Source organism: Thalassospira sp. NFXS8, assembly GCF_040148805.1.
Lineage (GTDB): Bacteria > Pseudomonadota > Alphaproteobacteria > Rhodospirillales > Thalassospiraceae > Thalassospira.
This window is the reverse complement of the sequence record NZ_JAGEMF010000002.1, coordinates 889,807-915,360: the sequence shown is the minus strand read 5'-3', so window position 1 is coordinate 915,360 and position 25,554 is coordinate 889,807. Positions and strand designations below refer to the sequence as shown.

Genomic DNA, 25,554 nt, shown 5'->3' with positions numbered 1-25,554 from the left:
TACGATCTTTGAGACAGGATGAATATGGTCCCTATAATTGTTCTTCAACCATATCAAAAAGCCACCGGGCCGTCAGGCGCCGCGCTTCGGTTGAATCAAAGGCGGCCTGATGTTCAAAACCATTTGTCAGCGGTTCCGACATGGGACCTGAAACATATTTTCCCGATCCGGCATGAACCGTTCCGTCCCCCAGGGCATCTGCGGGCTGAATTTCATAGCGGGTTTCTGCCAGAAAAGTAGTCTGGGCACCATAAGGCGTTGTGTATGTATGCCACTGCCCCCATTCCAGTGTTCCGCGCCCGTCATTGTTCCGTTCTGCATCCGCCGGAATCACGTCTTCCTGCGCTGTTTGCTTCCATTCAATGTGATCAAAGGCAGGATGCCCCGAACCATTGGCATAAAACATGCGCGTATTGGGATGGAAAGCACTTGGTCCGAGTTGGGCGTGGAATTTTGCGGCATCTTTCAAACTCGTGAGGAACTGCTTGAAAGCGGCACCAGAATCTCCCTCCGGATTAAGATATTCCTTAACGATCAAGCGCCACCAATCCTGCTCGTTGCGGTAAATTTCCCCGTAAGGATTTGCTTCGGGTTTTGCCCACAGGCGAGAACCATCACGTCCGGTGGCAAACAGCCACTTCGTGCTCCCATCCACACTTTTATGGGTTTGGTTCGGCAAAAGCTCTAAAACGCCTGGCATATTGCCTGCCGTGGCTGTGGCCTCTTGCTGATTGGCCCCTAACACATGCCTTTCAATCGTTCCCTTTATCCCGCCGCCTTCAAACCCGGCGACAATACGTTTATAGGCCGCAGGTGCGCCATCACTTGGCAAGGCACCATGTATCACGCCATGCACGTCCGACGCACCACCATGGATTTGCGTATAAGCCCGTGCCACCAGCCCGCCCATTGAATGGGTAACAATCACCGGCTTTAAAACCTGAACATCCGTATCACGATATTTCTGGGTGGTTTCCGCCACTGCCTTGGCAACGGTTTCGCCCAGTGCTTTTCCTGAATTCAGATTGTCATCTGTCCAGTTGTAGGGATGCACCCAAACCTCATAATGAAGATTAAAACATCCCCGAGGCACTTGTCCGGCGGCAGGGGTTTCCGCCATATTCTCCAGCCAGGCCATAAAGCTCGCATAGGACCCTTGCATCAAGCCACCCCAACCCCGGTCGATCCGTTCCTGGGATAGAAAATCGTCCACCTGCCCCGGATCAACTTCAAGGTAATCAGGCGAATAAGGTGCACCATCCGGACCGATCATCCGGTCACGTTTTCCAATGGCCCCGCGACGCGCAAGCCCCAAAGCATTTACAGTACTATCTTGTGGCTCCCAGACGACATCTGTTGTCCCCGCAATCCTTAATCGACTTCCCATAATGCCGGGGACAAAAATCAAAGGTAAGGCAATCGGTTCCGGACAGCTTTTAATCGATGAATGAGCCATGTCTACCTCTTGATATCCATGTCTTTGATCAGCTTTTCCCAGATGTTTTTTGCATCTTCCCCTGTCACTGGTTCTGAGCCGGCATCATCCCGACTGTCCGAATATTCCAAGGTGATTTTATATCCAGCCATGCTCTTCGTCGGTTGCTGGCCAACCATTGCAGAAAGATTTATTTCCTTATTCTGCAAACGTAATTCTTTACCTTTTAATCCGGCAATATTGACCGGGTCTCCGTCGGCCCCCTCAATTGCGGAAAAATCCAGCGTCCGCCCGCCCGGTTCACGCACAACTGTTGAAATTCTAAGCAAAATGGAGCGTTCCGTCGGATAGATAAAAGACGCTCCGATATTTTCATTACCTGGCGGAAGGGCAACAAATGCATCTTTCAAGCAAAAACCGGGTTCTGATGGTATCTCGTTCAATTCGCGAGGATGGATCGCGTTCGCGACGGAAAGCATGTTCTCACGATAAAAATCCAGTTTGTCCTTGGTACCTGTTCCGATCAAATGAAAGATGACACCGTCCGACAACACATAGGCTTCTTCCGTCCACGGTTCTGTGATTTGCCCCATGATCGACGTATCGAGAATATGCTTGATGATTGTAAAACCACCAACTTCGTCCGTTCCCAGGAAAATCACGGGATCACCGCCCTCGATGACTTTTTTGTCTTCCAGTGCCTGAATACGGTCTGCAATCCTGTTCTGAAGGTCTTTTTCGTTACCGGCCCCCACTCTTTCAATTTTCAGCCCATTGATAGATCCGCCAAAATCCATCACCTCAAATTCTGTCGGCACATCAATCAGAAGACGCCCGACACAGTAGGTTTTCGTTTCCATCGTTTTCGCCATCACTGTGTGCCCCGTTGTCATTAGGATCAGCAGCCCTGTCACAAGCGCTGCGAGAGCTTTGAAATTCATTCGGCGTTTCCTTCGATCATATTTCTCAGGTGCCACAGGCGAATTGCCGGACCTTGGGCTGTGTTTTGCAAAATCTGCGATGCGTCGTCCGTCTTGCCCAACCATGACGCCCGGATAAAAAAGCACAGGGCTTCCTGCCGTTTTTCAGATGCCTTAAAGCCTTGGTCCCACAGCATATTAAGAGATGATTGCAACTGCACCGTGTCGGGGATTTCCTGTTCCGCAGTACTTTCGGGCAAAAGATCCAACGCCCCGGAAATATCCTGCGCATCACGAAGCGCATTAATTCCGTCATCCAAAGCCAAAATAACTGGCGCGGTCAGTCGTGGAGGAACCGTTGGGGCGGCATATCGGCCAAGGGCGCGGTGTATGATATTGACATCCCGCAGGGTTTTCGCCGGAACAAGCCAGGTCTGACCGCGATAAGTGCCGTCATTCAGCAGGGCCTCCGCCAGTTCAACAGCTTCTTGATTCGTAAAAACCGATAAAATCGATGAATCCCAAAAACGGAAATAGTGCCATTGGTCATCGTCATCGCGAAGACGGGTGAATTTGCGCAGATGGCGGCGCACATCCTCAAATCCTGCGCGGGATCGAATATAAATGCCCAACCCTTTTTCCCATAATCCCTGGATGCCGTCAGAACAGGTAAAAAGGTTTCGGGTAAAGGAACTATCTGGCGCAAGTTCAATCAGATAGGGCGCATATTCACCCAGTTCCTGCTGCGTTTTGCGTTGAAACAAAGACTGAAATCGCAAGCCGGATGTTTCAAGCAGTCCAGTTAAAACATAGGGCATTTTTGACGCATCAAGGACGGCATAAGTCTGCATTGGTGGCACAGAATCTGCCCCACCGTAAAAATCTGCCTCCTCGTCTATGGCATCAACCGCGCCAAACAGGGGCCTTTGCAAAACTTCGGGGACGGATCGCGGCGGATAAACACCCAATTGCATATCCAGTGGTTCAACATCCTCGACAGGCGTCACAATCACACAATTGCAATCTTCTGCCTGTTGGTCTTCACCTTCAACAGTGACCAGATCGGTCAAAACAACAGGGTGATTTTGACAGACGACACGCGCCACCGGCCCAATCTCACGCTGCCGGGCGGGATGTTTTGCCAGATATTGTGGTACCGGATAACAATCTTCGGCCCATATCAGGGTAAGCCCCTGCCTTTGCACATGTTCCGACAATTGGGCACGAAAAGAATCAAGGCCATCCGCCCAGACAGCGGCGCGCGACTGGCAATTGGCATGCGCATCGGTCTGTTGAAACTGACAATCTGCAATCCAGGGCTCGAATTTCGCCATCCAGCGTGCCTCTCTCGGGATTCAACCCGCTTAAAAACAACCATAGCGAGAAAAAACACAAGAATAAGACCACATTTTGGCAAAACCCTGGACCGCACATCGGGACTCGTACCAATTGACATCCCCAGAAAGACAATGCCGGCCGTTTTTTGGCCTATAAGGTTGTATCAGCACAATTATCAGGACCGACAAAGCCCTGTTATCAGGGTGATTTCGCGAAAGACCCTTTTCGGGGTCTGGACTTTCACCCGGATTTGTGGTGTAACGCCCTCGCACTTCTTATGTGTATCGTGACCCGCGTCACGGTCAACAGATAGCCCACCGCTCGGCGCTCCGACGGTCGGGGTGTCTTGTCACGACAAGCCCTTTAACCACCTTGAGGAGGGTCTGATGTCCATTTGTGGCAAAGACAACCTGCAAACGCGCCGCACTTTGAAGGTCGGGGATGAATCCTTCGATTATTTCAGCCTTAAAGCTGCATCCGAAAAAATCGGCGACGTTTCAAAACTGCCGTTTACGCTAAAGGTCGTTCTTGAAAACCTTTTGCGTTACGAAGACGATTTCACCGTTAAGGCTAACGACGTTAAAGCCGTCGTCGAATGGCTGAAATCGCGTAAAAGCACCCACGAAATCAACTATCGCCCGGCCCGCGTGCTGATGCAGGACTTCACCGGCGTTCCCGCCGTCGTCGACCTTGCCGCCATGCGCGATGCCGTGGTCAATATGGGTGGCGACGCCCAGAAGGTGAACCCGCTTTCACCGGTTGATCTCGTCATTGACCACTCGGTCATGATCGACTTTTTTGGCACCGACGACGCACTCGACAAAAACATGGAAGTCGAGTTTGAACGTAATGGCGAACGTTACGAATTTCTGCGTTGGGGCCAGAATGCGTTCAACAATTTCCGCATTGTCCCGCCGGGAGCCGGCATTTGCCACCAGGTAAACGTTGAACATCTTGCCAAGGTCGTCTGGACCGGCAAGGATACCGACGGTAAAACCGTGGCTTATCCTGATACCCTGGTCGGCACCGATTCCCACACCACCATGGTGAACGGCCTTGCTGTTCTGGGTTGGGGTGTTGGTGGTCTCGAAGCCGAAGCCGCCATGCTGGGCCAGCCGATTTCCATGCTGATCCCGGAAGTTGTTGGCTTCAAGCTGACCGGTGCCATGAAAGAAGGCATCACCGCAACCGACCTGGTTCTGCGTGTGGTTCAGATGCTGCGTGAAAAAGGTGTTGTTGGCAAATTCGTCGAATTTTACGGCGACGCGCTGGCACACATGTCCCTGCCGGACCGCGCAACCATCGGCAACATGGCGCCGGAATATGGTGCGACCTGTGGCTTCTTCCCGATTGACGATGAAACCCTGAACTATATGCGTTCGACCGGTCGTTCAGAAGAACAGATCGCCCTGGTTGAAGCCTATGCCAAGGAACAGGGCATGTGGGGCGACCCCGCACATGAAGCGGTTTATACCGACACCCTGGAACTCGACATTTCCACCGTTGAACCTGCCCTGTCCGGCCCGAAACGCCCGCAGGACCGCGTTCTTCTGAAGGATGCCGTATCGAGCTTCACCAAAACCTTTGCCGACATGGCACCGGGTGTTGATGCCGACCGTAGCGTCGATGTCAAAGGCGAAGATTTCGCCATGAAAGACGGTAACGTTGTTATCGCTGCGATCACGTCCTGCACCAACACCTCGAACCCGAGTGTGCTGATTGCGGCCGGTTTGCTGGCGAAAAAAGCCGTTGCCCTGGGCCTGCACAGCAAGCCGTGGGTTAAAACCTCGCTCGCACCGGGTTCGCTGGTTGTTGCCGACTATCTTGAAAAGGCCGGTCTGCAGGATTACCTGGATCAGCTTGGCTTTAACGTGGCCGGTTTTGGTTGCACCACCTGTATTGGTAACTCCGGCCCGCTGGCCGCACCGATCGCAGGTGCCATCGAAGACCAGGACATGCTGGTAACCGCCGTTCTGTCGGGTAACCGTAACTTTGAAGGCCGCATCAGCCCGCATGTGAAAGCAAACTATCTTGCCTCGCCGCCGCTGGTGGTTGCCTATGCCCTTGCCGGTAACCTGAAGGTTGATCTGAACAATGACCCGCTGGGTCAGGACAAGGACGGCAATGATGTCTATCTGAAAGACATCTGGCCGACCAACAAGGAAATTGCTGACACCATCGCGGCCTCGATCTCGGCCAAGATGTACAAGGACCGTTACGACAATATCTTTGCCGGTCCGAAACCGTGGCAGGAAATCCAGATCACCGAAGGCGAAACCTACGAGTGGGATAACAAATCCACCTATGTTCAGAACCCGCCCTATTTTGTCGATATGGCAGCTGAACCGGGTGACTTCTCCGACGTCAAGGGCGCTCGTCCGCTTCTGATCCTGGGTGATTCCGTAACGACCGACCACATTTCTCCGGCCGGTTCGATCAAGGAAGAAAGCCCGGCAGGTGAATACCTGAAGGAAAACGGCGTTGCCGTTCGTGACTTCAACTCCTACGGCGCACGCCGTGGTAACCATGAAGTCATGATGCGCGGTACCTTTGCCAACATCCGTATCCGTAACGAAATGGCACCGGGCACCGAAGGCGGTGTTTCGGTTCATTACCCGTCCGCCGATCAGGGCTGGGTTTATGATGTTGCCATGCGCTACCAGGAAGAAGGCACGCCGCTGGTGGTTATCGCCGGTCAGGAATACGGCACCGGTTCTTCGCGCGACTGGGCAGCCAAAGGCACCAATCTTTTGGGTGTCAAGGCTGTGATCGCCGAAAGCTTTGAGCGTATTCACCGCACCAACCTGGTCTGCATGGGCGTTTTGCCGTTGCAGTTCAAAAATGGTGAAGGTCGCAAGTCCCTGAAACTGGACGGCACGGAAACCTTTGATGTTATTGGCATCGCCGATGGCATCACCCCGCAGCAGGACGTTACGGTTCGTATCACCCGCAAGGATGGCTCGACCGAGGAAACAACTGCTGTGTGCCGTATTGATACCGAAAACGAAGTTCTGTATTTCCAGAACGGCGGTATCTTGCAGTTCGTTCTGCGCAACATGATCAAGGATGCTGCCTGATTTTAAACCCTCAGGGGTTTAATCAGCGCATACCGAATTCACCCCGTCAGTTCCGCTGACGGGGTGTTTTTTTAGTTTTGAATTGATCTATCTCCTAACGCCTGTCGCCACAATTGCGTAGGTGTTAGGGATTACAATGCCCCCGTTGTCCCACGCAGGAGCAAATTCGATGTTTTTACATAATTATTGCGCCGATTAATGACGAGTTACGCCAAAATCCCCGCGCCATTGCTGTCAGTGCGTGTTGGAACCTTAACCCACGGCCAGGTTTTGACCTGCAATCCCGATTTGCCCCTTGGCGATGCCATTGCCCTTATGCACCGTCAACGGCGAAGCTCGATCGTTGTAACTGTGGAAAACAAGCCTGTTGGCGTATGGACAGAACATGACTGCCTGACCATCAGCGCCGAAGATCCGACCGCTTTTCTCCGCCCGATTTCCGACTGGATGTCGTCGCCGGTCCGCACCATGTCGGCCCATGCCTCGGTCGAGGCCGCGACATTTAGAATGCGGCGCGATAAACTGCGCCACCTGATCATTATCGATGATCAGGAATGCCTGGTCGGGATTGTCAGCCAAAGCGACCTGATCCGCGTTCCCAGCGCCATTCACCCCTTGCGCGAACGTGATGTTGCATCAATCGTTCGCCGCAACACCGTAAGTGTCCCCGGCGACACGCCCGTCGGCCTGCTTCAGGCAGCAATGAAAGAAGGCGAATGCGACAGCGCCATTGTCTTTCAACCGGTTAACGGCAACTTGCCCGAAAACTCCGAATCCCCGACCGGTCGCGCACCCGCCACGCTGGCAGGTTTTCAGGATGAAGCCGGGTCTGTCACCACCACAATCGGCATTGTTACCGAACGCGATATTGTCGGGTATCTGGTACATCGCAGTGCTTCCGGGTCAGCATGGGAAATTGCCAGTCGCCCGGTGCGGCGTGTAAACGATCATACCAGCTTGCAAGATGCCCGCCAGATCATGATCGACCATCAAATTCGCCATCTGGTGGTGACGAATAACACGCAGGACGTGTTAGGAATTTTATCGTTTAACGATCTTCTGGCCTCGATCGAGCAGGATTACCTGCAACATATGCACGATGCGATGGAAGACCGTGACACCGCCCTAGCGCGGGCACAAAAATCGCTGCATCTAAGCCGCAAGATCATTGAAAGTTCGCCCGATGGCATCATCATTGTCGATGATCAGGGCAAGATCGAGGATGTAAATCCGTCCTTTACCCGCGTTACCGGGTACAGCCGTGCCGAAGCCATTGGTCAAAGCCCCAACCTGCTGCAATCTGGCCGCCACGATCGCCCGTTTTATGAAGACATGTGGCAAAGCATCACCCGCGCCGGACGCTGGCAGGGCGAAATATGGAATCGGCGCAAATCGGGCGAAATATACCCCGAATGGCTTTCCATCATCGCCATTCGCGATGAAGAAGGAAAAGTTTTGCAATATGCCGGAATATTTTCCGACATTACCGACCGCAAACAAACCAGCGAAGATATCCGCCGCCTGTCACATTTTGATGAGCTGACCGGCTTTCCCAACCGGCGCCGTTTCATCGACGTTTTGGGCCGCACGCTAAACGAATGTCGCGGCAACAAGGATAGCGTCGCGGTATTGCTGCTTGATATTGATAATTTTCAGCGCATCAACAATACGCTGGGCCACGCCATTGGCGATGATGTGCTGGTGGATTTTGCCGGGCGCCTGAACCGGGCCTTGCCCGCCGATGCGATGCTGGCCCGCATGGGGGCCGACGATTTCGCCATTCTGCTACCGCAAAAAAACGACCGCGACACGCTGGAAACCATGGCCCAGGATTTGATGGAGGTTTTTAACCACCCTCATTTTTCGGCATCCGGCGGGGAATTGTTTATTACCGCCAGCATGGGCATTACCCTGTATCCGCGCGATGGTAATGATACCACCATGCTGTTACGCAATGCCGAAATTGCCATGTTGCGGGCCAAAAATCATGGTCGCAACCGGTTCAACCACTATAACCGGTCGATGAACACGGCAAGCAGCGCCACACTGGCCCTTGAAACCGACCTGCGCCACGCCCTTGAACGGCACGAACTGTATTTGGCCTATCAGCCCCAGTTTATTGCCAATAGCGGAATGTTATCGGGGTTTGAAGCCCTGATCCGCTGGCGTCATCCCAAGCATGGCGAACTGGCCCCGGATAAATTTATTCCGCTGGCCGAAGAAATTGGCATGATTGACGAAATCGGCCTGTGGGTATTGCGCACGGCGTGTAGCCAGACTGTAAAATGGCGGCAACGCGGCCTGCATAACATCACGATGGCGGTTAACGCATCCTTGCAACAATTTAACAGCCCGATCGAATTTGGCGATCTGGTGTCATCGGCGTTAAATGAAACCGGATTGGCCGGTGACCGGCTGGAAATTGAAATCACCGAAAGCCTGTTTATGCAGGATATCGAGGATACCTGCCGTAAACTGCAACGCATCAGTGATCTTGGCGTCAAGGTTGCCCTTGATGATTTTGGCACCGGCTTTTCCAGCCTGAGTTATCTGCGTCATGTGCCCTTTGATGTGCTGAAAATTGACCGCAGTTTTGTCAATGATATCGGCAAGGGCATTGGCGGCAGTGAACTGGTGCGGACCATTATCAATATGGCGCACAACCTGGGCAAAACCTGCATTGCCGAAGGGGTCGAAACCTTGCAACAGGAACAGTTCCTGCGCGAAAATCACTGCGATTTCCTACAAGGTTTCTTGCGCGGACGTCCGGTTCGGGCCGAGGAAATTGAAAAAACCTTTGCCCACCTGTTTGCCGACTATCCCGGCTAAACATTTACAAACTGGTATTCCCGAAAAACAAAGGGGCGGAAACGAACCATCGTTTCCGCCCCAAATCGATCTGATGGATCAGCCTGATCTTAACCAGCCAAACCCTGGATCAGGATAAAGGCAATGGCCAGCGGTGCGATAAATTTCACAACGATGCCCCAGGCATTGATCCAGACCGGAACAGTGCCGTTATGCGCGGCAATATCGGCCTTCGCTGCCCCCCAGACGACCCAGCCCACAAACAACGAAATAAACAGGCCGCCAATCGGCAGCAGCAATTTCGAGGAAATAAAGTCCATCAGGTCGAAAAAGGTCATGCCGAAAAATTTGGTATCGGCCATAAGCCCCATCGACAGGGATGACGGGATGCCAAGGAAGAAAATGATCACCCCCATAATGATCGATGCCACCTTGCGGTTCATCGCCCGGTCATCGACAAAATAGGCAACGACAACTTCAAGAATCGACACCGAAGATGTCAGCGCAGCAATCGCCAGCAACAGGAAGAACAGGAAAGCGAACACTTCGCCAAACGGCATTTGGGCAAACACCGCGGGCAGCGTAATAAATGTCAGGCCCGGGCCTGCTGCCGGGTCAAAGCCAAAGGCAAACACGGCAGGTAACACCAGCAAACCGGCCAAAACGGCAACTGCGGTATCAAGCAGGGTTACCCAGCCAGCCGCACCGGCAATGTTTTCCTTTTTCGACAGATAGGACCCATAGGTAATCATGGCCCCCATGCCCAGCGACAGCGAGAAAAACGCCTGCGACAGCGCATCGGAAACCGTATTCCATGTAACCTTGGAAAAATCCGGCTGAAGCAAAAAGGCCAGTCCTTCGCCCGCACCGGGCAAGGTCACTGCGCGCACGATCAAAACCAAAAGCAACACGAACAAGGCTGGCATCAAGATTTTCGAGGCCCGTTCAATCCCGCTGCCAATGCCCGACAACACAACAAATACCGTCAGGGCCATAAAAATAGCGTGATAAACCAGCGGCGAAATGCTGCCACCAATGAAACCACCAAAGGCCGCGCCCAGAACCGCCGGATCACTGCTGGAAATGTCGCCCGTGATCGCCTTGACCATATAGGCAATCGTCCAGCCAGCAACGACGCTGTAAAACGACAAGATCATAAAGGCAGCGGCAACACCGCACAAACCCACCAGTGGCCAGGCACCGCCTTTCAGCTTTTTAAATGCGCCAATGGCATTTTTTTCGGCCATGCGGCCAATCACCATTTCGGCCAGCATCACCGACAGGCCAATCGTAAAGACCAGCGCCAGATAAATCAGCAGGAACGCACCGCCCCCGTTGACGCCTGCCATATAGGGAAACTTCCAGATATTTCCCAGACCAACAGCTGACCCCGCAGCCGCCAGAATAAAACCGAGGCGTGACCCCCAATGCTCACGTTTTATCATTTCCTGCAAACCCTCTTGTCTTGCCGATCTCGTTTCGCACCCGTTTTCGAGTTGATGGACCGGCTTTTATTTTGAATCGGAATAAAAAAGCAGAGGCATCCGGCCCCCGCCCTTTGCCCACCGGGCAAACCGGCTTTAACATCTCCCTTTAGCAGAAAACTTTGGTTAAGGGTGCATCCATTTACGCAAAAAACACGTGTTTTTATGACCTGTGGTTGCTTCAACCGCTTGTGATTGGCAGGTGATGGGGCAATCGGCAATGATAGGGGCATGAAAACACATTCACCCAAACTGATGTGGGGCCCCGCACTGGCAGCTTTGCTCGCGCTTGCTGTTCCCGGTTCGGCCCACGCCGCCGCAGGGCAGGCCACCAGCACAACCCCGCAAGCGGTTGTTGAACTTTTTACCTCCGAAGGGTGCAGCTCCTGTCCCCCGGCAGATGCCGTTTTGCGCGATATTTCCAGCGAAACCGACGATCTTCTATTGCTGTCCTTCCATGTCGATTACTGGAATTATCTGGGATGGAAAGACCGCTTTTCCGCCCCGGTCTATACCGACCGTCAGCGCAAATATGCCGCCTTTCAGCATGAAAGCTATGTTTACACCCCGCAAATCATGATCAACGGGGCCGGGGCGGTCCGTGCAACGCACAAGGATGCCATCCTGAAGGCGGCATTAAAAAAGCCATCTCCGCTGGCGTCCTGGGTAACCATCAAAACAGACAAGACTGCCGGGCAAAAACCGGGCGGCATTGTCCAACTGGCCGCAACAGCAGGTGTGACCCCCGACAAACCCCTTAAAATATGGCTGGTTGGCTTTGACCGCCACGCCAGCACCGATGTTGAAGCCGGCGAAAATGCGGGACGCAACCTCAAGCATGTTAATATCGTGCGCGAGCTGGATGATCTTGGCACATGGGATGGCAAACCACGCGAAATACCGGTGCGCCTGGAATATGAATGCAATGGCGGCATTGCCGTATTGTTGCAGGAAGAAAATGGCGGACCGATCCGCAGTGCGGGAATGGCGCGTTTTTATTGATGCCAAACCGCCATGGTTTTTCAAAACATCGGGATCACATGTTTTTATTAAAATAATGTGCAAAACATCCGCTCTCTCGCCCGGAGATTGACCTGAAACAAAGTCACCTGCACAAATGTCGGATAAAGCATGATTCCCATGACACTTCACGTTATAGAAGTGCATGACATGTGAATGGTTTGTGTGGACTGGATGATTGTTTTTAGCGGTTCTGATCTTACCTGCCGCCGCGGCGAAAGACTGGTTTTTGCCGACCTGGCGTTCGAGGCACATCCGGGCGATGCCCTGATGCTGCGCGGGCGCAATGGTGCAGGAAAGTCCAGCCTGTTGCGCCTGATGGCAGGCCTGTCCGAACCGCTCACCGGCACCATTTTCTGGCAAGGCGAAAATATTCGCACCGATTTACCCGCCCATCGCGCCCGTTTACAATATCTTGGCCATCAGGATGCCGTTAAGCCGGTCCTGACCGTACGCGATAATTTGCGCCTGTGGGCCAGCTTGCGTGATGTCGATAACAGCGACGCGGCCATTGATCATGCGTTAAAGGCGCTGGGCATTTTGCATTTGGCAAAAACCAGCGGCCGGTTTTTATCCAGTGGTCAAAAACGCCGAACCGCCCTTGCCCGTATTCTGATTGGCGAAAGCGACCTTTGGCTGCTTGATGAACCAACCGTTGGGCTGGACCGCGAATCCTGTGCCGACCTGGCCCGGATCATTGATGAATTTCGCGCAGGTGGCGGCATTGTGGTTTATTCGACCCATATTGATCTGGATGTTGCCAACCCGCGCAGTGTTGATCTTGATGAATTTGCCATGCCAATGTTTGATTGGCTAACCACCGATGATGAAAACCACGGCATAACCGGGGACACAGGCGACACCTGCCATAGTGGCGCCAATCAGGGTAACGCCGCTGGTAAAACACACAAAAGCAGATCTACCCCGTCACCTGATTTTACGGGGATCGCATGAAAATATTAATCGCCATTCTGGCCCGCGACCTGCGCCTTGCGCTTCGTCAAGGCGCAGACTCGATCATGGTGGTAGCTTTCTTCATCGTTACCACCACGCTATTTCCCTTCGGTGTGGGACCGGAAGCCAACATTCTGGCGCGCATTGCTTCGGGGGTTATCTGGGTTTCGGCCCTGCTTGCAGCTATGCTGTCACTGGAACGGGTTTTCCAGACCGATTTTGAAGACGGCACGCTGGAGCTTTTGTCGCTGTCGCCTGTCCCGCTGGAACTGGTTGTTCTGGGCAAGGTTTTGGCACACTGGCTGACAACGGGTCTGCCGCTGATCATTGCCGCGCCGTTAATGGCGGTAATGCTGAATATGAATAGTGCCGGTTTTGGTACCCTGATGCTGGCCATGCTGGTCGGCACCCCGGCGCTAAGCCTGATCGGGGCCATTGGCGCCGCCCTTATTCTGGGTGCGCGACGCGGCGGGGTTCTGGTATCGCTGCTGGTCTTGCCGCTTTATATTCCGGTGCTTATTTTTGGTGCCGGCGCTGTGGAAGCCGCCCTTTTAGGCTTACCCGCCGGCGAACATATACAAATTATGGGGGCCATTTTGCTTTTGACCTTGGCCCTTGCCCCGCTGGCAGCCGCCCGTGCGCTGCGGTTGGCAGTCGAATAAATGCCAACAATTGTGGCCCGTTTTCCGTATCGGAACAGGGGCTGCCAAACGACCGAGAGATAGACCAAACCGGTAGCGGAAACCTCTTCCGCCCGTGATGCGAATGGACAAGGAAAAATGCATCGTTTCGCCAAACCAAGTGTGTTTCTAAGACTGGCCAGCGCCGTCATGCCCTGGGCCGTCGGCATTACGGTGTTGACCCTGGCTGTCGGGCTGTATCTGGCGCTGGTGGCATCCCCTGCCGATTACCAGCAGGGCGATACCGTACGCATCATGTATATCCATGTGCCTGCCGCATGGATGGGACTGTTTTGTTATGTCGGCATGGCCATTTGTGGCGCCATGAGCCTGATCTGGAAACATCCGCTGGCCGATATTGCGGCACGCGCAACCGCCCCGATTGGCGCCACCTTTACCGCCCTGTGCCTGATCACCGGGTCATTATGGGGCGAACCGATGTGGGGCACCTGGTGGGTATGGGATGCGCGCCTGACCTCGATGCTGATTTTGCTGTTTCTGTATCTGGGCTATATGGCGCTGGTAAATGCCTTTGACGACCCCGAACGCGGCTCAAAGGCCGGGTCTGCACTGGCACTTGTCGGTGTGATCAATGTGCCGATCGTCAAATTTTCGGTCGACTGGTGGAACACCCTGCATCAACCGGCATCGGTGGCCCGCATGGGCGGCCCCAGCATCGACCCCAGCATGTTATGGCCACTGTTTCTGATCGCCATCGGCTTTACCGGCTATTACGTGATCGTGCTGATTTTGCGCATTCGCCTTGAACTTAACGAACGCCGCATCCGTGCCCTGCAACTAAGCGGCATTGGCGAAGATGCCCCGGGCAGCGTCCAACCGGCCTATAACCCCGAACAGGCAGGAGCAGGCGAATGACCGATTTTTTTGAAATGGGCGGTTATGCCGGTTATGTCTGGTCAAGTTACGGCCTGACCACCATTGCCTTGCTGGTTTTATTAATGGTCAGCCTGCGCGGGCTGAAAAAAAGCCGCCGCGACCTGGCCCATCTTGAAACCCTGTTAAAATCCCGGCGGCCCCGGCGCAAAAAAGCGCCCGTCCGCCAGCCTTAAGCCGAGGTCATTAAAATGTCCCTGTCCCGTGCCAAATCACGCAAACGCCAACGCCTGTATCTGATCGGCGCGGCCTTGCTGGCTGCTGGCGGTGCTGCCGCCCTTGGCCTGACGGCGTTTCGCGATTCTGTCGTGTTTTTCTTCAGCCCGACCGAGCTTGCCGAGCAATCGCCAATGGACCCGGACCGTCGCCTGCGCATTGGCGGCCTGGTCGAGGAAGGGTCGCTGCAAAAACTTGAAAATGGCAGCACGGTGACCTTTACCGTCACAGACATGCAACATGACGTGCAGGTTTCCTATACCGGTATCCTGCCTGACCTGTTTCGCGAAGGGCAAGGTGTTGTTGCCGAAGGCCACATGAACCCCAAGGGGCAGTTCGTTGCCCAGGAAGTGCTGGCCAAACATGACGAAAATTACATGCCCCGCGAAGTGGCCGATGCCTTGAAAAAAAGTGGTCACTGGGAAGAAATCGAAAAACAAAATGCCAAAAATATGCGTAATTAAGCCATATTTTTGAACCATCAGAAATATCAGGGATATTTCTTGTTGGGACGATTTCAGTTTGACGCACTTTCGTTTAGCATCACCGACCATCGCAAGATGGCAGGGGGAACCCTGTTTTTCGTATGACAGGATAAAGCACCGCACGGCATGATCGCAGAAACCGGACATTTCGCCCTTATTCTTTTGTTGATGCTGGGCTGCTGCCAGGCTGTTATCTTTTCGCCGCTTGGTGCGCTTATGCGCCGCCCGTCGCTGCATGTGACGGGGGCAGGCAGTGCCATCGCCGCAAAAACCGGCCCGTGGCAAACAATTTCGGCGTTTCTGTTTAGTCCCTTGCCCACCGGCCCTGGCCCGGCCACGTCACCGGCATCCTCCCTGTCGGGGATACCGATCTGGCCTTTGCCGATATTGATTTGCCTGTTGGCAATCGGCGCACAGGGAAGCCTGATATACAGCTTTATCATTAGCGATTTTACCCTGCCGCTGGTCACCCATTACAGCCATTCCTCCACCCCGGTTTTGTATCGTATAGCTGCCTCTATCAGCCCGGATCGCGGGGCGACCTTGCTGTGGATTACGCTCACATCGCTTGCGACCATTTTGTTTTTGCTGCAAAACGCCGTCTTTAAAAAATCGGAAAATCCGCACGCCATTATCGGCATTATGGGCCTGATCATTGCCCTGCTGGCGGCCAGCGTCCTGTTTGACGGCGACCCGTTTGCCCGCATGGCAAACCCGCCCCTTGACGGCCAGGGGTTTGACCCGCAATCCCAGGATATCCTTGATATCTTTTATTCGCCGATCCTGCATGCAGGGCTGGCCGGATTATCCATTATTTTTGCCGCCACCATTGCGGCCCTGCCGCGTGCCCGCCTGCACCGGTCCTGGGCCGAAATGCTGCGCCCGTGGGCATTATTGTCCTGGACGTTGCTGGGTGCCGCCATGATGATCAGCGCCTATCGCGCCTATGCTGAACAAAGCTGGGGCAACTGGTGGTACTGGGATGCATCGGAAAATGCCGTGCTGTTGCCGTGGTTACTGGCAACTGCGTTTTTACATTGCCTGGCCGTACTGGAAAAAACCGAAGCCTTAAAACCCTGGACCGCCCTGTTGGCCCTGTCGGCCTTTGGTGCGGGCTGGTTTGGTACTTTTCTCGCCCGCTCCGACCTGCTTGGCCCGCTTCCGGCCTCACTTCGCGCCAGTGGCGATAATGCAGTTTTACTGATCGGCTTTTGTCTGCTTTTTGCCGGGGCCTATTACCTGTTTTCGCGTGCTGCCGGTTATTTGCGCGAAAATGCCGATTTCACCCTGGTGTCGCGCGAAAGTGCGATGTTCATCAACAGCGTGCTGCTGGCCGTTGCCGCTGCCATTGTCATGATTGGCACCGTTTATCCGCTGTTTTTGCGCTGGCTGGGCGGTACCATCATTACCGTTGGTCCGCCGTTTTTTGTTCAGGCCCTGATGCCGGTTACCCTTGCCATGCTGCTATTGATGGGCCTGTCGCCTACGCTGCGCTGGCGGGTTGACGGGGCGGCATCGGTTGGGCGGCGCATGAAACTGGCGCTGATTTTATCCATTATCGTTACCCTGTTTGTCTGGATGCGCCATATTGATGCGCCGCCTTTGCCTTTGCTGGGCATTGGTCTGGCCGCATGGGTGGTAACCGCAGCCCTGGGTGATTTATGGGAAAAACTGTGGCGTCACCGCGACCATGGCGAAAGCAAATACCGCAATGTTAAAATGCTGGGGCCGCGTTATCTGGGCATGTCGCTGGCCCATATTGGCATGGCGCTGCTAATTGCCGGGGGTTCTGCCAGCAGCCTGTGGGAAGAACAGGCTGTTTTGTCCGCCCGCACCGGGCAAAGCATCGAAATCGGCCCGTATAATTTGCAATATGAAGGCGTTTCGTTGCTGCCAGGCGAAAATTTTGCCACCCGCAAAGCCAAATTCATTGTTTATCGCAATGCGCAGCCGGTTAGCGAGCTTTACCCTGAAGTCCGCTATTATCCGATCCGCGGTGTTGAAACCAAGGAATCGGCGATCTGGCATGGCCGCGATGGCGATTTACACGTGTCGATCGGGGATCGTGCCGAAGATAGCGGCCGCATTGTCGATGTCCGCTTTTTACCCATGATGCCGTGGGTCTGGGCGGGCATGCTGCTTATCCTGTTAGGCGGGGTCATCAATATGCTTACCCGCATGATCCTGCTTTTTAAGAAGAACGGAGTACCCGCCCCATGAGGTTCTGGATCGCTGTCATACCGCTGGTGTTGTTTGCAGCATTGGCCGGGATATTTCTGACCAATATCGGCAAGGACCAGTCCGTCATTCCTTCCGCCCTGATCGGCAAGCCCGCCCCCGAATTTTCCCTGCCGCCCCTTCCGGGCCGTGACAAGGGCATTTCACGTGCCGATCTTACACAGGGCCATGTTTCGGTGGTGAATGTATTTGCATCCTGGTGCGTGCCGTGCCGGGCCGAACACCCCATGATCAAACGCCTTGCCGCCGAAGCCGGCGTTCCGGTCTATGGCCTTAATTACAAGGAAAAAGACCCGCAAGACGGTGTAAACTGGCTTGATGAACTGGGTGATCCCTATACCGCTGTCGGTATGGATATTTCCGGGCGTACCGGCATTGATTTTGGGGTTTACGGCGTTCCTGAAACCTTCATCATCGATGGTGATGGCAAAATTGCCTATAAACAGGTTGGTCCTATTGATGCCGAAACACTGGAAAAAGTGCTTCTGCCCAAAATCAGGGAGTTGAAAAAAGGATGATGCGCCTCTTTCGCCCAAACAGGTCGATCTGGCTGGCCATGCTGGCAGTTGTGGTGACCCTGTCCTTTTATGCCCGCCCGGCCTTTGCGGTAAACCCCGATGAAATGCTGTCGGACCCGGTGCTGGAACAGCGTGCGCGCACGATCAGCGAGGAATTGCGCTGTCTGGTGTGCCAAAACCAGTCGATTGATGATTCCGATGCCGACCTGGCCCATGATTTACGGGTATTGGTGCGTGAACGCCTTCTGGCGGGTGACAGCAACCAGCAAGCCATTGATTATATCGTCGCGCGCTATGGCGACTATGTGTTGCTAAACCCGCCGCTTAAACCCGATACCTATATTCTGTGGGCCAGCCCGTTTATTTTGCTTATTCTGGCCGCCCTTGCTGTTGTCGGTTTTTACCGCCGCAAAAAACGCGATGACCGCACAACACCTGCAAACCTGACCGATCAGGAACGCAAACGCCTTGACGAAATTCTAAGTCCTTCGGGGGAATAAGCCACTAATGACCGGCATAAAAGACAGCCCGGCCCGCCTGGCCAAATATAACAAGGTCACACCATGATCTGGTGGAGCATTGCCGGGCTTTCCTTCCTGTCCTTTGTAACCGTGTTTTTCACGGCCTTTTGGCGTGGGCAACAGGGCGACACACCGCCCTTGCCCGCTGGGCAATCGCACAGGGCCCCTACCCCGGAAGCCATCGCCAAACCCAAATACCAGATTGGCGATGTCGTCGATGATGATGACGAAGACGACCTTGACGATGATTTTGACTATATCGAATATCGCAGTGCGCAAACGCGTCACAGTGATGGCACCGTCGTTTCGCACACCGGCACCGTAGCTATGGGTGAAGCCTCACCCCCACCCTTTGCGTCGTCAACGTCATCACCACAGACATTAACGCCGGCGGCTTCGAACGGCGGCCAAAATGCCCAAAAAATCATGATATCGGCTGTCATGGCGGCAATTCCGGTGGTTGCGGCCTTTGGCATTTATATGTGGCAGGGACACCCCGATATGCCCGCCCGTCCCTATGCGGAGCGGGCCAGTGAACGCAATATCGCCGCCGCAGCAGCGGCATCCGCCGACCCGGACGACCCGGCGGCCCAAACCGACAAACAAATCCGCCGCCTGTTAGGGCAAATTGTGATTTCGCTGGAATCCAACCCGCGCAATTTGCAAGGGTGGCTGGTTTTGGCCCGTGGGTCCTTACGGTTAGGTGACATCGAACGCGCGGTTGCGGCCTATCGCCGGGCCTATGCGCTGTCGGGGCAAAATCCGTTGCTGGCAATTGAATATGCCGATACCCGCATCACCGCCCAGGGCGGCCAGATCGACGAAATATCGCGCAATCTGGTCCTTCATGCGCTAGGCCAAATGCCCAATCACCGGCTTAGCCGTTATTATTACGGCATCATGCTGGAACAACAGGGGCATTTAACGCAATCGCTGCATGTCCTGCGCGACCTGATCCACGATCTGCCCGCAGACGCCCCGCTAAGCGCATCTACCGCCGCCGAAATTGCGTCACTGGAAGCACAGCTTGAAGCCAGTGAAAACGCCAAGAACAGCGCTGCCAGCAACGACAATTAGACGCAACACGCCAAAACGGGTCATATTAACGGAAAAGTGCTTTAGGCATTTAGCCAGTTCACGATGAACAATGCCAATAGAACAATCCCGACCATCAGGCCAAGCGTCCCAATGACCGAAACGACCCGCAAAACCAGTGGCAATCTTGCCAGCTCGGCCAGATCGGCACGGTTTTGATCATTCGCCGCATGCCCTGACGTTTGTTGCGACGACGGCCAGGGCCCTGTAGATGGACCATTGGCACGCGCCCCTGTTGCAACGTCACTTTCGCCATTCCCCCCGGAATCCCCCCCGCCATCGACTTCTGATGACACACTCCGTTTGGCTTCGTTCTGGCGTACTTTTTCCGTTTGCATATGCCCGTCAAACCGGCGCAGGGCTTCCTCGCCGCTCATGGGGGGCATGGAAATACGATCCAGGATCGTTCCCTCTGCCAACGGCGACGCCGCGGGTTTAGACGGTGGCGATGGCTTTGAGGCAGAATTTTTATCGGGATGCGCTGGCTTCAATTAAACGAACCTGACAGGCGTTAGGGTTTGATCCGGTTCACGACTATCTTGCGCCCGGTATCCAACATATGGCGCAAAAAGATCAAAACCGTCATCGGGCAGTTTATCGCCAATGACGGTTTTAAGGGATCGATATTTTTAAATGTCCTGTCGCCGGGCCACCAACATTTGCCACGCCGTTATAAACTCGCGACAGTCATGTAAGCAGGCCTGCTACTGAACAGCCGCCAGCCCGTCGGCATCCTGTGATTGATAAACAGGCCATTTACCTGCGGCCAGACGATCCAGTGACGGGCGATCCTGCCCTAAACGAGACCGGTACATCCACAGATTTGCCATCACCCGCTCAATGAACAGGCGGGTTTCACGCGACGGAATGCTTTCGATAAAATACAGCGGGTCTTCGTTGTCTTTCAGTGCCTTCTGCCAGCGGCCCAAATTACCAATACCGCCATTATAAGCCGCCATCAGCTGTAAAAAGCCGTTATCAACACCGTTCTGATCCAGCAAATGCCCTACATATTTCTGACCCAGGCCAATATTGACTTCCGGTTCATACAGTTCTTTGCGTTTGGCCCCGCGATAACGGGTATTGCCAATATAACTGGCCGTTGCGGGCATTAACTGCATCAAACCACGTGCGCCAACATGGCTACGTGCTTCGGCGTTAAAGCCCGATTCCTGACGCATCAACGCATAAATCAGGGCACGGTCAACGTTATAGCCCCCTTCCGGCACCCATGACGGCACCGGATACAGGGCATTCACAATCACTTCGCCGGTTTTTTGGGCGATGTAATTGCCAAGGCGCATGGTCAGGGCAGCAAAGGATTCGGTATCGGCCAGAGCCAAAACCGCCCGGCGCAGGCTGGGATCGCTGGAAATAGCAGCTTTGCGCATTTCACGTTCGGCATCATGGCGTTTGCCAATTTGCAACATGGCCAGGGCACGGCGACCATGCGGGTCAAGCCGCAATTTATTGGCGCGATCCTGCGTCAGGCTCAGGCTGTCCCAGTCAAAAACATCATCGCGACCAAGGGCGCGCAGGGCTAACAACCCGTAAAACGAACGCGGATATTTCGCCGCCCGGTTCAACAATTTATCGGCACGGTCAAACTTGCCTTCAGCCAGATCAATACGTGCAGCCCAGAACGCACCGGCTGACCTGGTCCAGCTTGACGCATACTGGTTGGTTGAAACATCGTCAAACTGCTGATGGGCTTCGTCAAACTTGTTCAGGCGCCATGCCGTCAAACCAGCCACCCACAGGGCCTCTGGCAAATATTTACCCGACCGTTTTGCCGCCTTCGCCGCATGTTTCAAGGCAAGATCAGGCTTGCCAAAATAATAATAACCCGATGCAATCGAGGCGCGCGCCTGGTCCTGCTCATAGGCATCAAACAGACTCCGGGCTTCGCCGCTATCAAGTACTTCCAGTGCGCCTGTGGGCCAGCCCGAACGAATGCGCGAATGAATACGCCGTTTTAAAACCGAAACCCGGCTGCGCTGGGCGGCAGACAATTTTTTGGTCGATTTGTGATAATAGGGGCGGATATCTTCGTAATCGTAACCAGCCCCCTTAAGATACGACCCGACAGGGCGCTTGGGCTTGGCAGCGGACCCGCGACGCGACATCGCCAGATCATAAATACGGTCCGCTTCGGGAAGATCGGCATATTTCGCCAGCCAGTCGCGCAGTTCGGAAAACCGCGAACGATATGCCGTCGGATGCAAATAGCGCTGGGCCATGACATGGCCCATCAGCACATCGTCAGACAGGCGCGATATCAGGTTGTCCGCGTCTTTCCAGCGGCCATCCTTTTGCACCTTGAAAATCTGGCGATAGAGTTCTGCATCCCGGCTTGAAAGGACACTGGGAATTTTAACCGCGTCGGAATCAGTCGACTCGTCAAGGCCAGAACTGCCAAGCGCAGCCTGTTCCTGTGCGGCATGAACCACTTTTGGACCTGCCACACAAAGTGTGGCCAGTGCCAAAACGGTAATGCTGCGCCTGATCCGCGTGGTTAAACGCGAAATGAACAATGTACGTGCTTCGATCAAAACCTGTCTTTTCCCCAAACAGACCCCGGTGTAAACGCGGTTTTTCTAACCCGAAGCAGTTTGTCGTCGCAACCTGTGTAAGCGGATTCCCCGTCTTTGAGCTGGCATATATACCAGCAATTCGCCCCTCAACGAAGCATTTTTATCCTGTAATCAGGAAGTTGCCCACCGCCCGGCCCCAAATGCATATCTGCCCTGCCCACGCAGAAACTGGCGGAAATTCTGGTTATTTTCCAAAAACAATTTCAAATTTCCGCCTAACTATCCCCGTCACCATCACAAAAGCTGCCGCACTTGCCCGCCTGAACCGGCAAAGGAAATACGCGCCGTTTTGAGATGAACCGGCACAACAGCGCAGGCAAAAATCGTTAAACACCGCCCCCGGTATTTGCAAAATAGTCACAAAATACCGCGGCAACAGCGCATAACCGCACGGGCATCAGCTAGAGGCCGAACGCCATTTTTTAACGATCCCGCGCAAATCCTGCCACGCGATCCTTTTTTGTTCGGGTGTTTTTAACAAATAGGATGGATGGAACATTGCCGTTACGTCCGCCTGGAGCGAATCGGAAAACGACATTTCATGCCAGTTTCCGCGCAACCGGGTAATGCCCTTATCCTGTTCCATCAAAATTTTGGCAGCACTGCCCCCCAGACATACGACAATACGAGGGCCAATGATTTCAATATGACGGCGCACAAAGGGTTCACAAACCATCAGTTCATCGGCGGTAGGCTGGCGGTTTCCCGGTGGTCGCCACGGTAAAATATTGGTCAGATATGCCGTTTCGCGCGACAGACCGATCGACCGCAACATGGCATCAAGCAACTTTCCCGCAGCCCCGGCAAAAGGAATGCCCTGCCGGTCTTCATCCGCATCAGGGGCCTCGCCCACCAGCATAATTTCAGCATCCGCCGCGCCGCTGCCAAAAACGGTATTGCTGGCCGATTTTTTAAGCGCACAGCCCTCGAATGCCAGTAAAGCCGCCTGTAATTCTTCCAGCGTGGTGGCGTCTGATGCGGCCTTTTGCGCCGAAATGCGCGCTTCCTGTGGCGCATCGGATAGAACAAAACCGCCAATGGCCGCAGGCGGCATCGCCCCTCCACCACCCGGAGTCGCACCGCCGCCCCCGGGCGCACCTGCCCGCGCGGCAGTGCCCCCCTTCATACCAAAGGTGCCCCGCCCGCCTGGTGCGGTTTGCGGGGCCGTTGCCTGCCGCGACAGGCTTTCAGACGCCCGAAACCGGTCCAGCGGCTCGTCGGCAATGGCTTCGTCTGCGCCCATTTCATATTGCCAGATCAGGGCTTGCAGGGCATCCAGGCTATTTACATCAAAATTTGTTATTGGTTTGCTCATCTACACAAATAAGGCGTATGTTGCAGTGCAGCCTGTAAAACAGGTTGCGTCACTCGGAATGACTTTAACGATTTTACGCCACTTGTGCCATATACAAACAGGCGTCAAATCGGTATAGCTTTACCGATTAACACCAGGATGAAACTCGGGGCTTGGGCGAGACCCTGATCGTGACGAAAAAGCCGCAGCACAAAAGGCATTAAAGCCAACCTGCGACAAAGGAGAGAGACGAGATGGAACGGGAATCCATGGAATTTGACGTGGTGGTCGTTGGCGCCGGCGTATCTGGCCTCGCAGCTGCCATCCGCCTGATGCAACTCGCCCAGGAGCAGGAAAAAGAAATCACGGTTTGCGTGGTGGAAAAAGGCTCCGAAGTTGGCGCGCATACCTTGTCCGGCGCGGTGGTAGAACCACGCGCCCTGAATGAACTTTTCCCCGACTGGCAGGAACGCGGCGCACCCTTAAATGTGCCCGCCACCACAGACCAGTTCCTGATGTTAAGCGAAACCGGCGCCAGACAGTTGCCGACCCCGCCGCAAATGCACAATAAAGGCAACTATATTGTCAGCCTGGGCAATGTGTGCCGCTGGCTGGGTGAACAGGCCGAAGCCATGGGTATTGAAGTTTACCCCGGTTTTGCCGCCGCCGAAGTCCTGTTTGATGATGCCGGTTCTGTGCGCGGCATTGCCACGGGCGATATGGGCATTTTACGCGATGGCAGCCAGGGCCCGAATTACGAACCGGGCATGGAACTGCACGCCAAATACACATTCTTTGCCGAAGGCTGCCGGGGGTCGTTGTCCGAACTGCTGATTAAAAAGTTCGATCTGCGCGAAAAATCCGATCCGCAAACCTATGGCATTGGCATCAAGGAATTGTGGGAAGTGGACCCGGCCGTTCATGAAGAAGGCAAAATCCAGCATACTGTCGGCTGGCCGCTGGATTCAAAAACCTATGGCGGGTCGTTCCTGTACCATCTTGATAACAATCAGGTATCGGTCGGATTCGTAATTGGGCTGGATTACGAAAACCCGCATCTTAGCCCGTTCGAGGAATTTCAGCGGTTTAAAACCCACCCGGAAATTCGCAAGATTTTTGAAAATGGCCGTCGCATTTCATATGGCGCGCGCGCCCTTAACGAAGGCGGGTTTCAATCCCTGCCCGATCTGGTCTTTCCCGGTGGCTGCATCATTGGCTGTTCGGCAGGCTTTATGAATGTGCCCAAAATCAAAGGGTCACACACGGCAATGAAAACCGGCATGCTCGCCGCCGAAGCCGCCTTTGCCCAACTGATCAGCGACGCACCTTCTCCGGTGCTTGATGCTTATCCGAAAGCCGTTGAAAACAGCTGGATCTATCCCGAACTTTATAAAGTTCGCAACATTCGCCCCAGCTTTGCCAAATGGGGCTTTTGGGGTGGCATGGCCTATAGCGCGGTTGATACCTATATTTTTGGCGGCAAGGCCCCGTGGACCTTTAAAAACCATGCCGATCATACCTGCCTGAAACCGGCGGCAGACATGCCCAAAATCACCTACCCCAAACCCGATGGCAAAATCAGCTTTGATCGGCTTTCTTCGGTGTTTTTATCCAACACCAACCATGAAGAAGACCAGCCGGTGCATCTGACCTTAAAGGATGCCAGTGTGCCGGTGGACGTGAACCTTGCCAAATATGCCGGGCCGGAAGCCCGCTATTGCCCGGCAGGGGTTTATGAATTTGTTGCCGACGAGGAAAAAGGCGGCCAACGCCTGCAAATCAATGCGCAAAACTGCGTTCATTGCAAAACCTGCGACATCAAGGACCCGACACAAAACATTGTCTGGGTGGTGCCGCAGGGCGGCGGTGGGCCAAACTACCCAAATATGTAACCAGCCTGATATATAACGGCATGTTATATGCTGGCCAGGACTGTTCAGGCCGCCATGATCCCCATCATGGTGGCCTGTTGCCTTGTCGGGG

Annotated in this window: 20 protein-coding genes; 13 read left to right on the top strand and 7 right to left on the bottom strand. The window is 54.3% G+C overall.

Going from position 1 to position 25,554, the window contains the following annotated elements:
• Positions 1-31: 31 nt before the first annotated feature.
• Genes J4E05_RS13320 through J4E05_RS13310 form a run of 3 tightly spaced genes read right to left on the bottom strand, consistent with a single transcriptional unit; the run spans position 32 to position 3,689 of the window.
• Positions 32-1,456: an esterase/lipase family protein gene (locus tag J4E05_RS13320; RefSeq protein ID WP_349596344.1), complete on the bottom strand. Its 1,425-nt coding sequence runs from the start codon at positions 1,454-1,456 to the stop codon at positions 32-34.
• Positions 1,457-1,458: 2 nt separating this feature from the next.
• On the bottom strand, positions 1,459-2,376 hold the full coding sequence (locus J4E05_RS13315) for a Tli4 family immunity protein (RefSeq protein WP_349596342.1): 918 nt from the start codon (positions 2,374-2,376) through the stop codon (positions 1,459-1,461).
• Positions 2,373-3,689, bottom strand: coding sequence for a DUF4123 domain-containing protein (locus tag J4E05_RS13310; protein ID WP_349596339.1), 1,317 nt, complete (start codon positions 3,687-3,689; stop codon positions 2,373-2,375). The genes J4E05_RS13315 and J4E05_RS13310 overlap by 4 nt, the downstream gene beginning before the upstream one ends.
• A 390-nt stretch (positions 3,690-4,079) precedes the next feature.
• Between J4E05_RS13310 and acnA the strand changes: the two genes are divergently transcribed.
• Together acnA and J4E05_RS13300 are read left to right on the top strand one after the other, a co-directional pair.
• Positions 4,080-6,770, top strand: coding sequence for an aconitate hydratase AcnA (gene acnA / locus J4E05_RS13305; protein WP_349596336.1), 2,691 nt, complete (start codon positions 4,080-4,082; stop codon positions 6,768-6,770).
• A 198-nt stretch (positions 6,771-6,968) separates the two neighbouring features.
• Entirely contained in the window at positions 6,969-9,599 is a 2,631-nt protein-coding gene (locus J4E05_RS13300) for an EAL domain-containing protein (RefSeq protein WP_349596333.1), read from the top strand.
• Between the two features lie 89 nt (positions 9,600-9,688).
• Here J4E05_RS13300 and J4E05_RS13295 read toward each other — a convergent pair whose 3' ends face one another.
• The gene (locus J4E05_RS13295; RefSeq protein ID WP_085587110.1) at positions 9,689-11,023 is read right to left on the bottom strand and encodes a sodium-dependent transporter; all 1,335 of its coding nucleotides are present in this window, start codon (positions 11,021-11,023) and stop codon (positions 9,689-9,691) included.
• A gap of 270 nt (positions 11,024-11,293) precedes the next feature.
• On the opposite strand from J4E05_RS13295, the gene J4E05_RS13290 reads away from it, so the two are divergent.
• The 10 genes from J4E05_RS13290 to J4E05_RS13245 all read left to right on the top strand — a co-directional run bounded on the left by J4E05_RS13290 (position 11,294) and on the right by J4E05_RS13245 (position 19,665).
• Positions 11,294-12,064, top strand: coding sequence for a DUF1223 domain-containing protein (locus J4E05_RS13290; protein ID WP_349596330.1), 771 nt, complete (start codon positions 11,294-11,296; stop codon positions 12,062-12,064).
• 192 nt (positions 12,065-12,256) lie between these two features.
• A complete protein-coding gene (gene ccmA / locus J4E05_RS13285; RefSeq protein ID WP_349596327.1) occupies positions 12,257-13,036 on the top strand; it encodes a heme ABC exporter ATP-binding protein CcmA in 780 nt (259 codons plus the stop codon).
• Positions 13,033-13,698, top strand: coding sequence for a heme exporter protein CcmB (ccmB, locus tag J4E05_RS13280; RefSeq protein WP_085587108.1), 666 nt, complete (start codon positions 13,033-13,035; stop codon positions 13,696-13,698). Before ccmA ends, ccmB begins: the two co-directional genes overlap by 4 nt.
• Before the next feature lie 117 nt (positions 13,699-13,815).
• On the top strand, positions 13,816-14,592 hold the full coding sequence (locus J4E05_RS13275) for a heme ABC transporter permease (protein ID WP_349596324.1): 777 nt from the start codon (positions 13,816-13,818) through the stop codon (positions 14,590-14,592).
• Positions 14,589-14,786 carry a heme exporter protein CcmD gene (gene ccmD, locus J4E05_RS13270; RefSeq protein WP_085587106.1) on the top strand — a complete coding sequence of 66 codons (198 nt, stop codon included), beginning with the start codon at positions 14,589-14,591 and terminating at the stop codon, positions 14,784-14,786. Before J4E05_RS13275 ends, ccmD begins: the two co-directional genes overlap by 4 nt.
• A gap of 15 nt (positions 14,787-14,801) precedes the next feature.
• Positions 14,802-15,290 carry a cytochrome c maturation protein CcmE gene (gene ccmE, locus J4E05_RS13265; RefSeq protein WP_085587105.1) on the top strand — a complete coding sequence of 163 codons (489 nt, stop codon included), beginning with the start codon at positions 14,802-14,804 and terminating at the stop codon, positions 15,288-15,290.
• 147 nt (positions 15,291-15,437) lie between these two features.
• Positions 15,438-17,531, top strand: coding sequence for a heme lyase CcmF/NrfE family subunit (locus J4E05_RS13260; protein ID WP_349596321.1), 2,094 nt, complete (start codon positions 15,438-15,440; stop codon positions 17,529-17,531).
• Positions 17,528-18,067, top strand: coding sequence for a DsbE family thiol:disulfide interchange protein (locus J4E05_RS13255; protein ID WP_085587103.1), 540 nt, complete (start codon positions 17,528-17,530; stop codon positions 18,065-18,067). The genes J4E05_RS13260 and J4E05_RS13255 overlap by 4 nt, the downstream gene beginning before the upstream one ends.
• Positions 18,064-18,567 carry a cytochrome c-type biogenesis protein gene (locus J4E05_RS13250; protein WP_349596318.1) on the top strand — a complete coding sequence of 168 codons (504 nt, stop codon included), beginning with the start codon at positions 18,064-18,066 and terminating at the stop codon, positions 18,565-18,567. Before J4E05_RS13255 ends, J4E05_RS13250 begins: the two co-directional genes overlap by 4 nt.
• A gap of 63 nt (positions 18,568-18,630) precedes the next feature.
• Complete coding sequence (locus J4E05_RS13245; RefSeq protein WP_349596315.1) at positions 18,631-19,665, top strand: tetratricopeptide repeat protein; 1,035 nt, start codon at positions 18,631-18,633, stop codon at positions 19,663-19,665.
• A 41-nt stretch (positions 19,666-19,706) separates the two neighbouring features.
• Here the strand turns inward: J4E05_RS13245 and J4E05_RS13240 are convergent, their stop codons facing one another.
• The 3 genes from J4E05_RS13240 to J4E05_RS13230 form a co-directional block, all read right to left on the bottom strand.
• Positions 19,707-20,102 (bottom strand): hypothetical protein, encoded by a 396-nt coding sequence (locus J4E05_RS13240; RefSeq protein WP_349596312.1) that lies wholly within the window; start codon positions 20,100-20,102, stop codon positions 19,707-19,709.
• A 285-nt stretch (positions 20,103-20,387) separates the two neighbouring features.
• Entirely contained in the window at positions 20,388-22,235 is a 1,848-nt protein-coding gene (locus J4E05_RS13235; RefSeq protein WP_085587255.1) for a lytic transglycosylase domain-containing protein, read from the bottom strand.
• A 439-nt stretch (positions 22,236-22,674) separates the two neighbouring features.
• Positions 22,675-23,592, bottom strand: coding sequence for a uracil-DNA glycosylase (locus J4E05_RS13230; RefSeq protein ID WP_349596309.1), 918 nt, complete (start codon positions 23,590-23,592; stop codon positions 22,675-22,677).
• Between the two features lie 233 nt (positions 23,593-23,825).
• Between J4E05_RS13230 and J4E05_RS13225 the strand changes: the two genes are divergently transcribed.
• Entirely contained in the window at positions 23,826-25,463 is a 1,638-nt protein-coding gene (locus tag J4E05_RS13225) for an electron transfer flavoprotein-ubiquinone oxidoreductase (RefSeq protein WP_349596306.1), read from the top strand.
• Positions 25,464-25,554: the final 91 nt, after the last annotated feature.

What these genes read in the sequence shown, in the direction of transcription:
- J4E05_RS13320 (WP_349596344.1), bottom strand. Translation starts at nt 1,456, where the DNA reads ATGGCTCATTCATCGATTAAAAGCTGTCCGGAACCGATTGCCTTACCT.
- J4E05_RS13315 (WP_349596342.1), bottom strand. Translation starts at nt 2,376, where the DNA reads ATGAATTTCAAAGCTCTCGCAGCGCTTGTGACAGGGCTGCTGATCCTA.
- J4E05_RS13310 (WP_349596339.1), bottom strand. Translation starts at nt 3,689, where the DNA reads ATGGCGAAATTCGAGCCCTGGATTGCAGATTGTCAGTTTCAACAGACC.
- acnA (WP_349596336.1), top strand. Translation starts at nt 4,080, where the DNA reads ATGTCCATTTGTGGCAAAGACAACCTGCAAACGCGCCGCACTTTGAAG.
- J4E05_RS13300 (WP_349596333.1), top strand. Translation starts at nt 6,969, where the DNA reads ATGACGAGTTACGCCAAAATCCCCGCGCCATTGCTGTCAGTGCGTGTT.
- J4E05_RS13295 (WP_085587110.1), bottom strand. Translation starts at nt 11,023, where the DNA reads ATGATAAAACGTGAGCATTGGGGGTCACGCCTCGGTTTTATTCTGGCG.
- J4E05_RS13290 (WP_349596330.1), top strand. Translation starts at nt 11,294, where the DNA reads ATGAAAACACATTCACCCAAACTGATGTGGGGCCCCGCACTGGCAGCT.
- ccmA (WP_349596327.1), top strand. Translation starts at nt 12,257, where the DNA reads ATGATTGTTTTTAGCGGTTCTGATCTTACCTGCCGCCGCGGCGAAAGA.
- ccmB (WP_085587108.1), top strand. Translation starts at nt 13,033, where the DNA reads ATGAAAATATTAATCGCCATTCTGGCCCGCGACCTGCGCCTTGCGCTT.
- J4E05_RS13275 (WP_349596324.1), top strand. Translation starts at nt 13,816, where the DNA reads ATGCATCGTTTCGCCAAACCAAGTGTGTTTCTAAGACTGGCCAGCGCC.
- ccmD (WP_085587106.1), top strand. Translation starts at nt 14,589, where the DNA reads ATGACCGATTTTTTTGAAATGGGCGGTTATGCCGGTTATGTCTGGTCA.
- ccmE (WP_085587105.1), top strand. Translation starts at nt 14,802, where the DNA reads ATGTCCCTGTCCCGTGCCAAATCACGCAAACGCCAACGCCTGTATCTG.
- J4E05_RS13260 (WP_349596321.1), top strand. Translation starts at nt 15,438, where the DNA reads ATGATCGCAGAAACCGGACATTTCGCCCTTATTCTTTTGTTGATGCTG.
- J4E05_RS13255 (WP_085587103.1), top strand. Translation starts at nt 17,528, where the DNA reads ATGAGGTTCTGGATCGCTGTCATACCGCTGGTGTTGTTTGCAGCATTG.
- J4E05_RS13250 (WP_349596318.1), top strand. Translation starts at nt 18,064, where the DNA reads ATGATGCGCCTCTTTCGCCCAAACAGGTCGATCTGGCTGGCCATGCTG.
- J4E05_RS13245 (WP_349596315.1), top strand. Translation starts at nt 18,631, where the DNA reads ATGATCTGGTGGAGCATTGCCGGGCTTTCCTTCCTGTCCTTTGTAACC.
- J4E05_RS13230 (WP_349596309.1), bottom strand. Translation starts at nt 23,592, where the DNA reads ATGAGCAAACCAATAACAAATTTTGATGTAAATAGCCTGGATGCCCTG.
- J4E05_RS13225 (WP_349596306.1), top strand. Translation starts at nt 23,826, where the DNA reads ATGGAACGGGAATCCATGGAATTTGACGTGGTGGTCGTTGGCGCCGGC.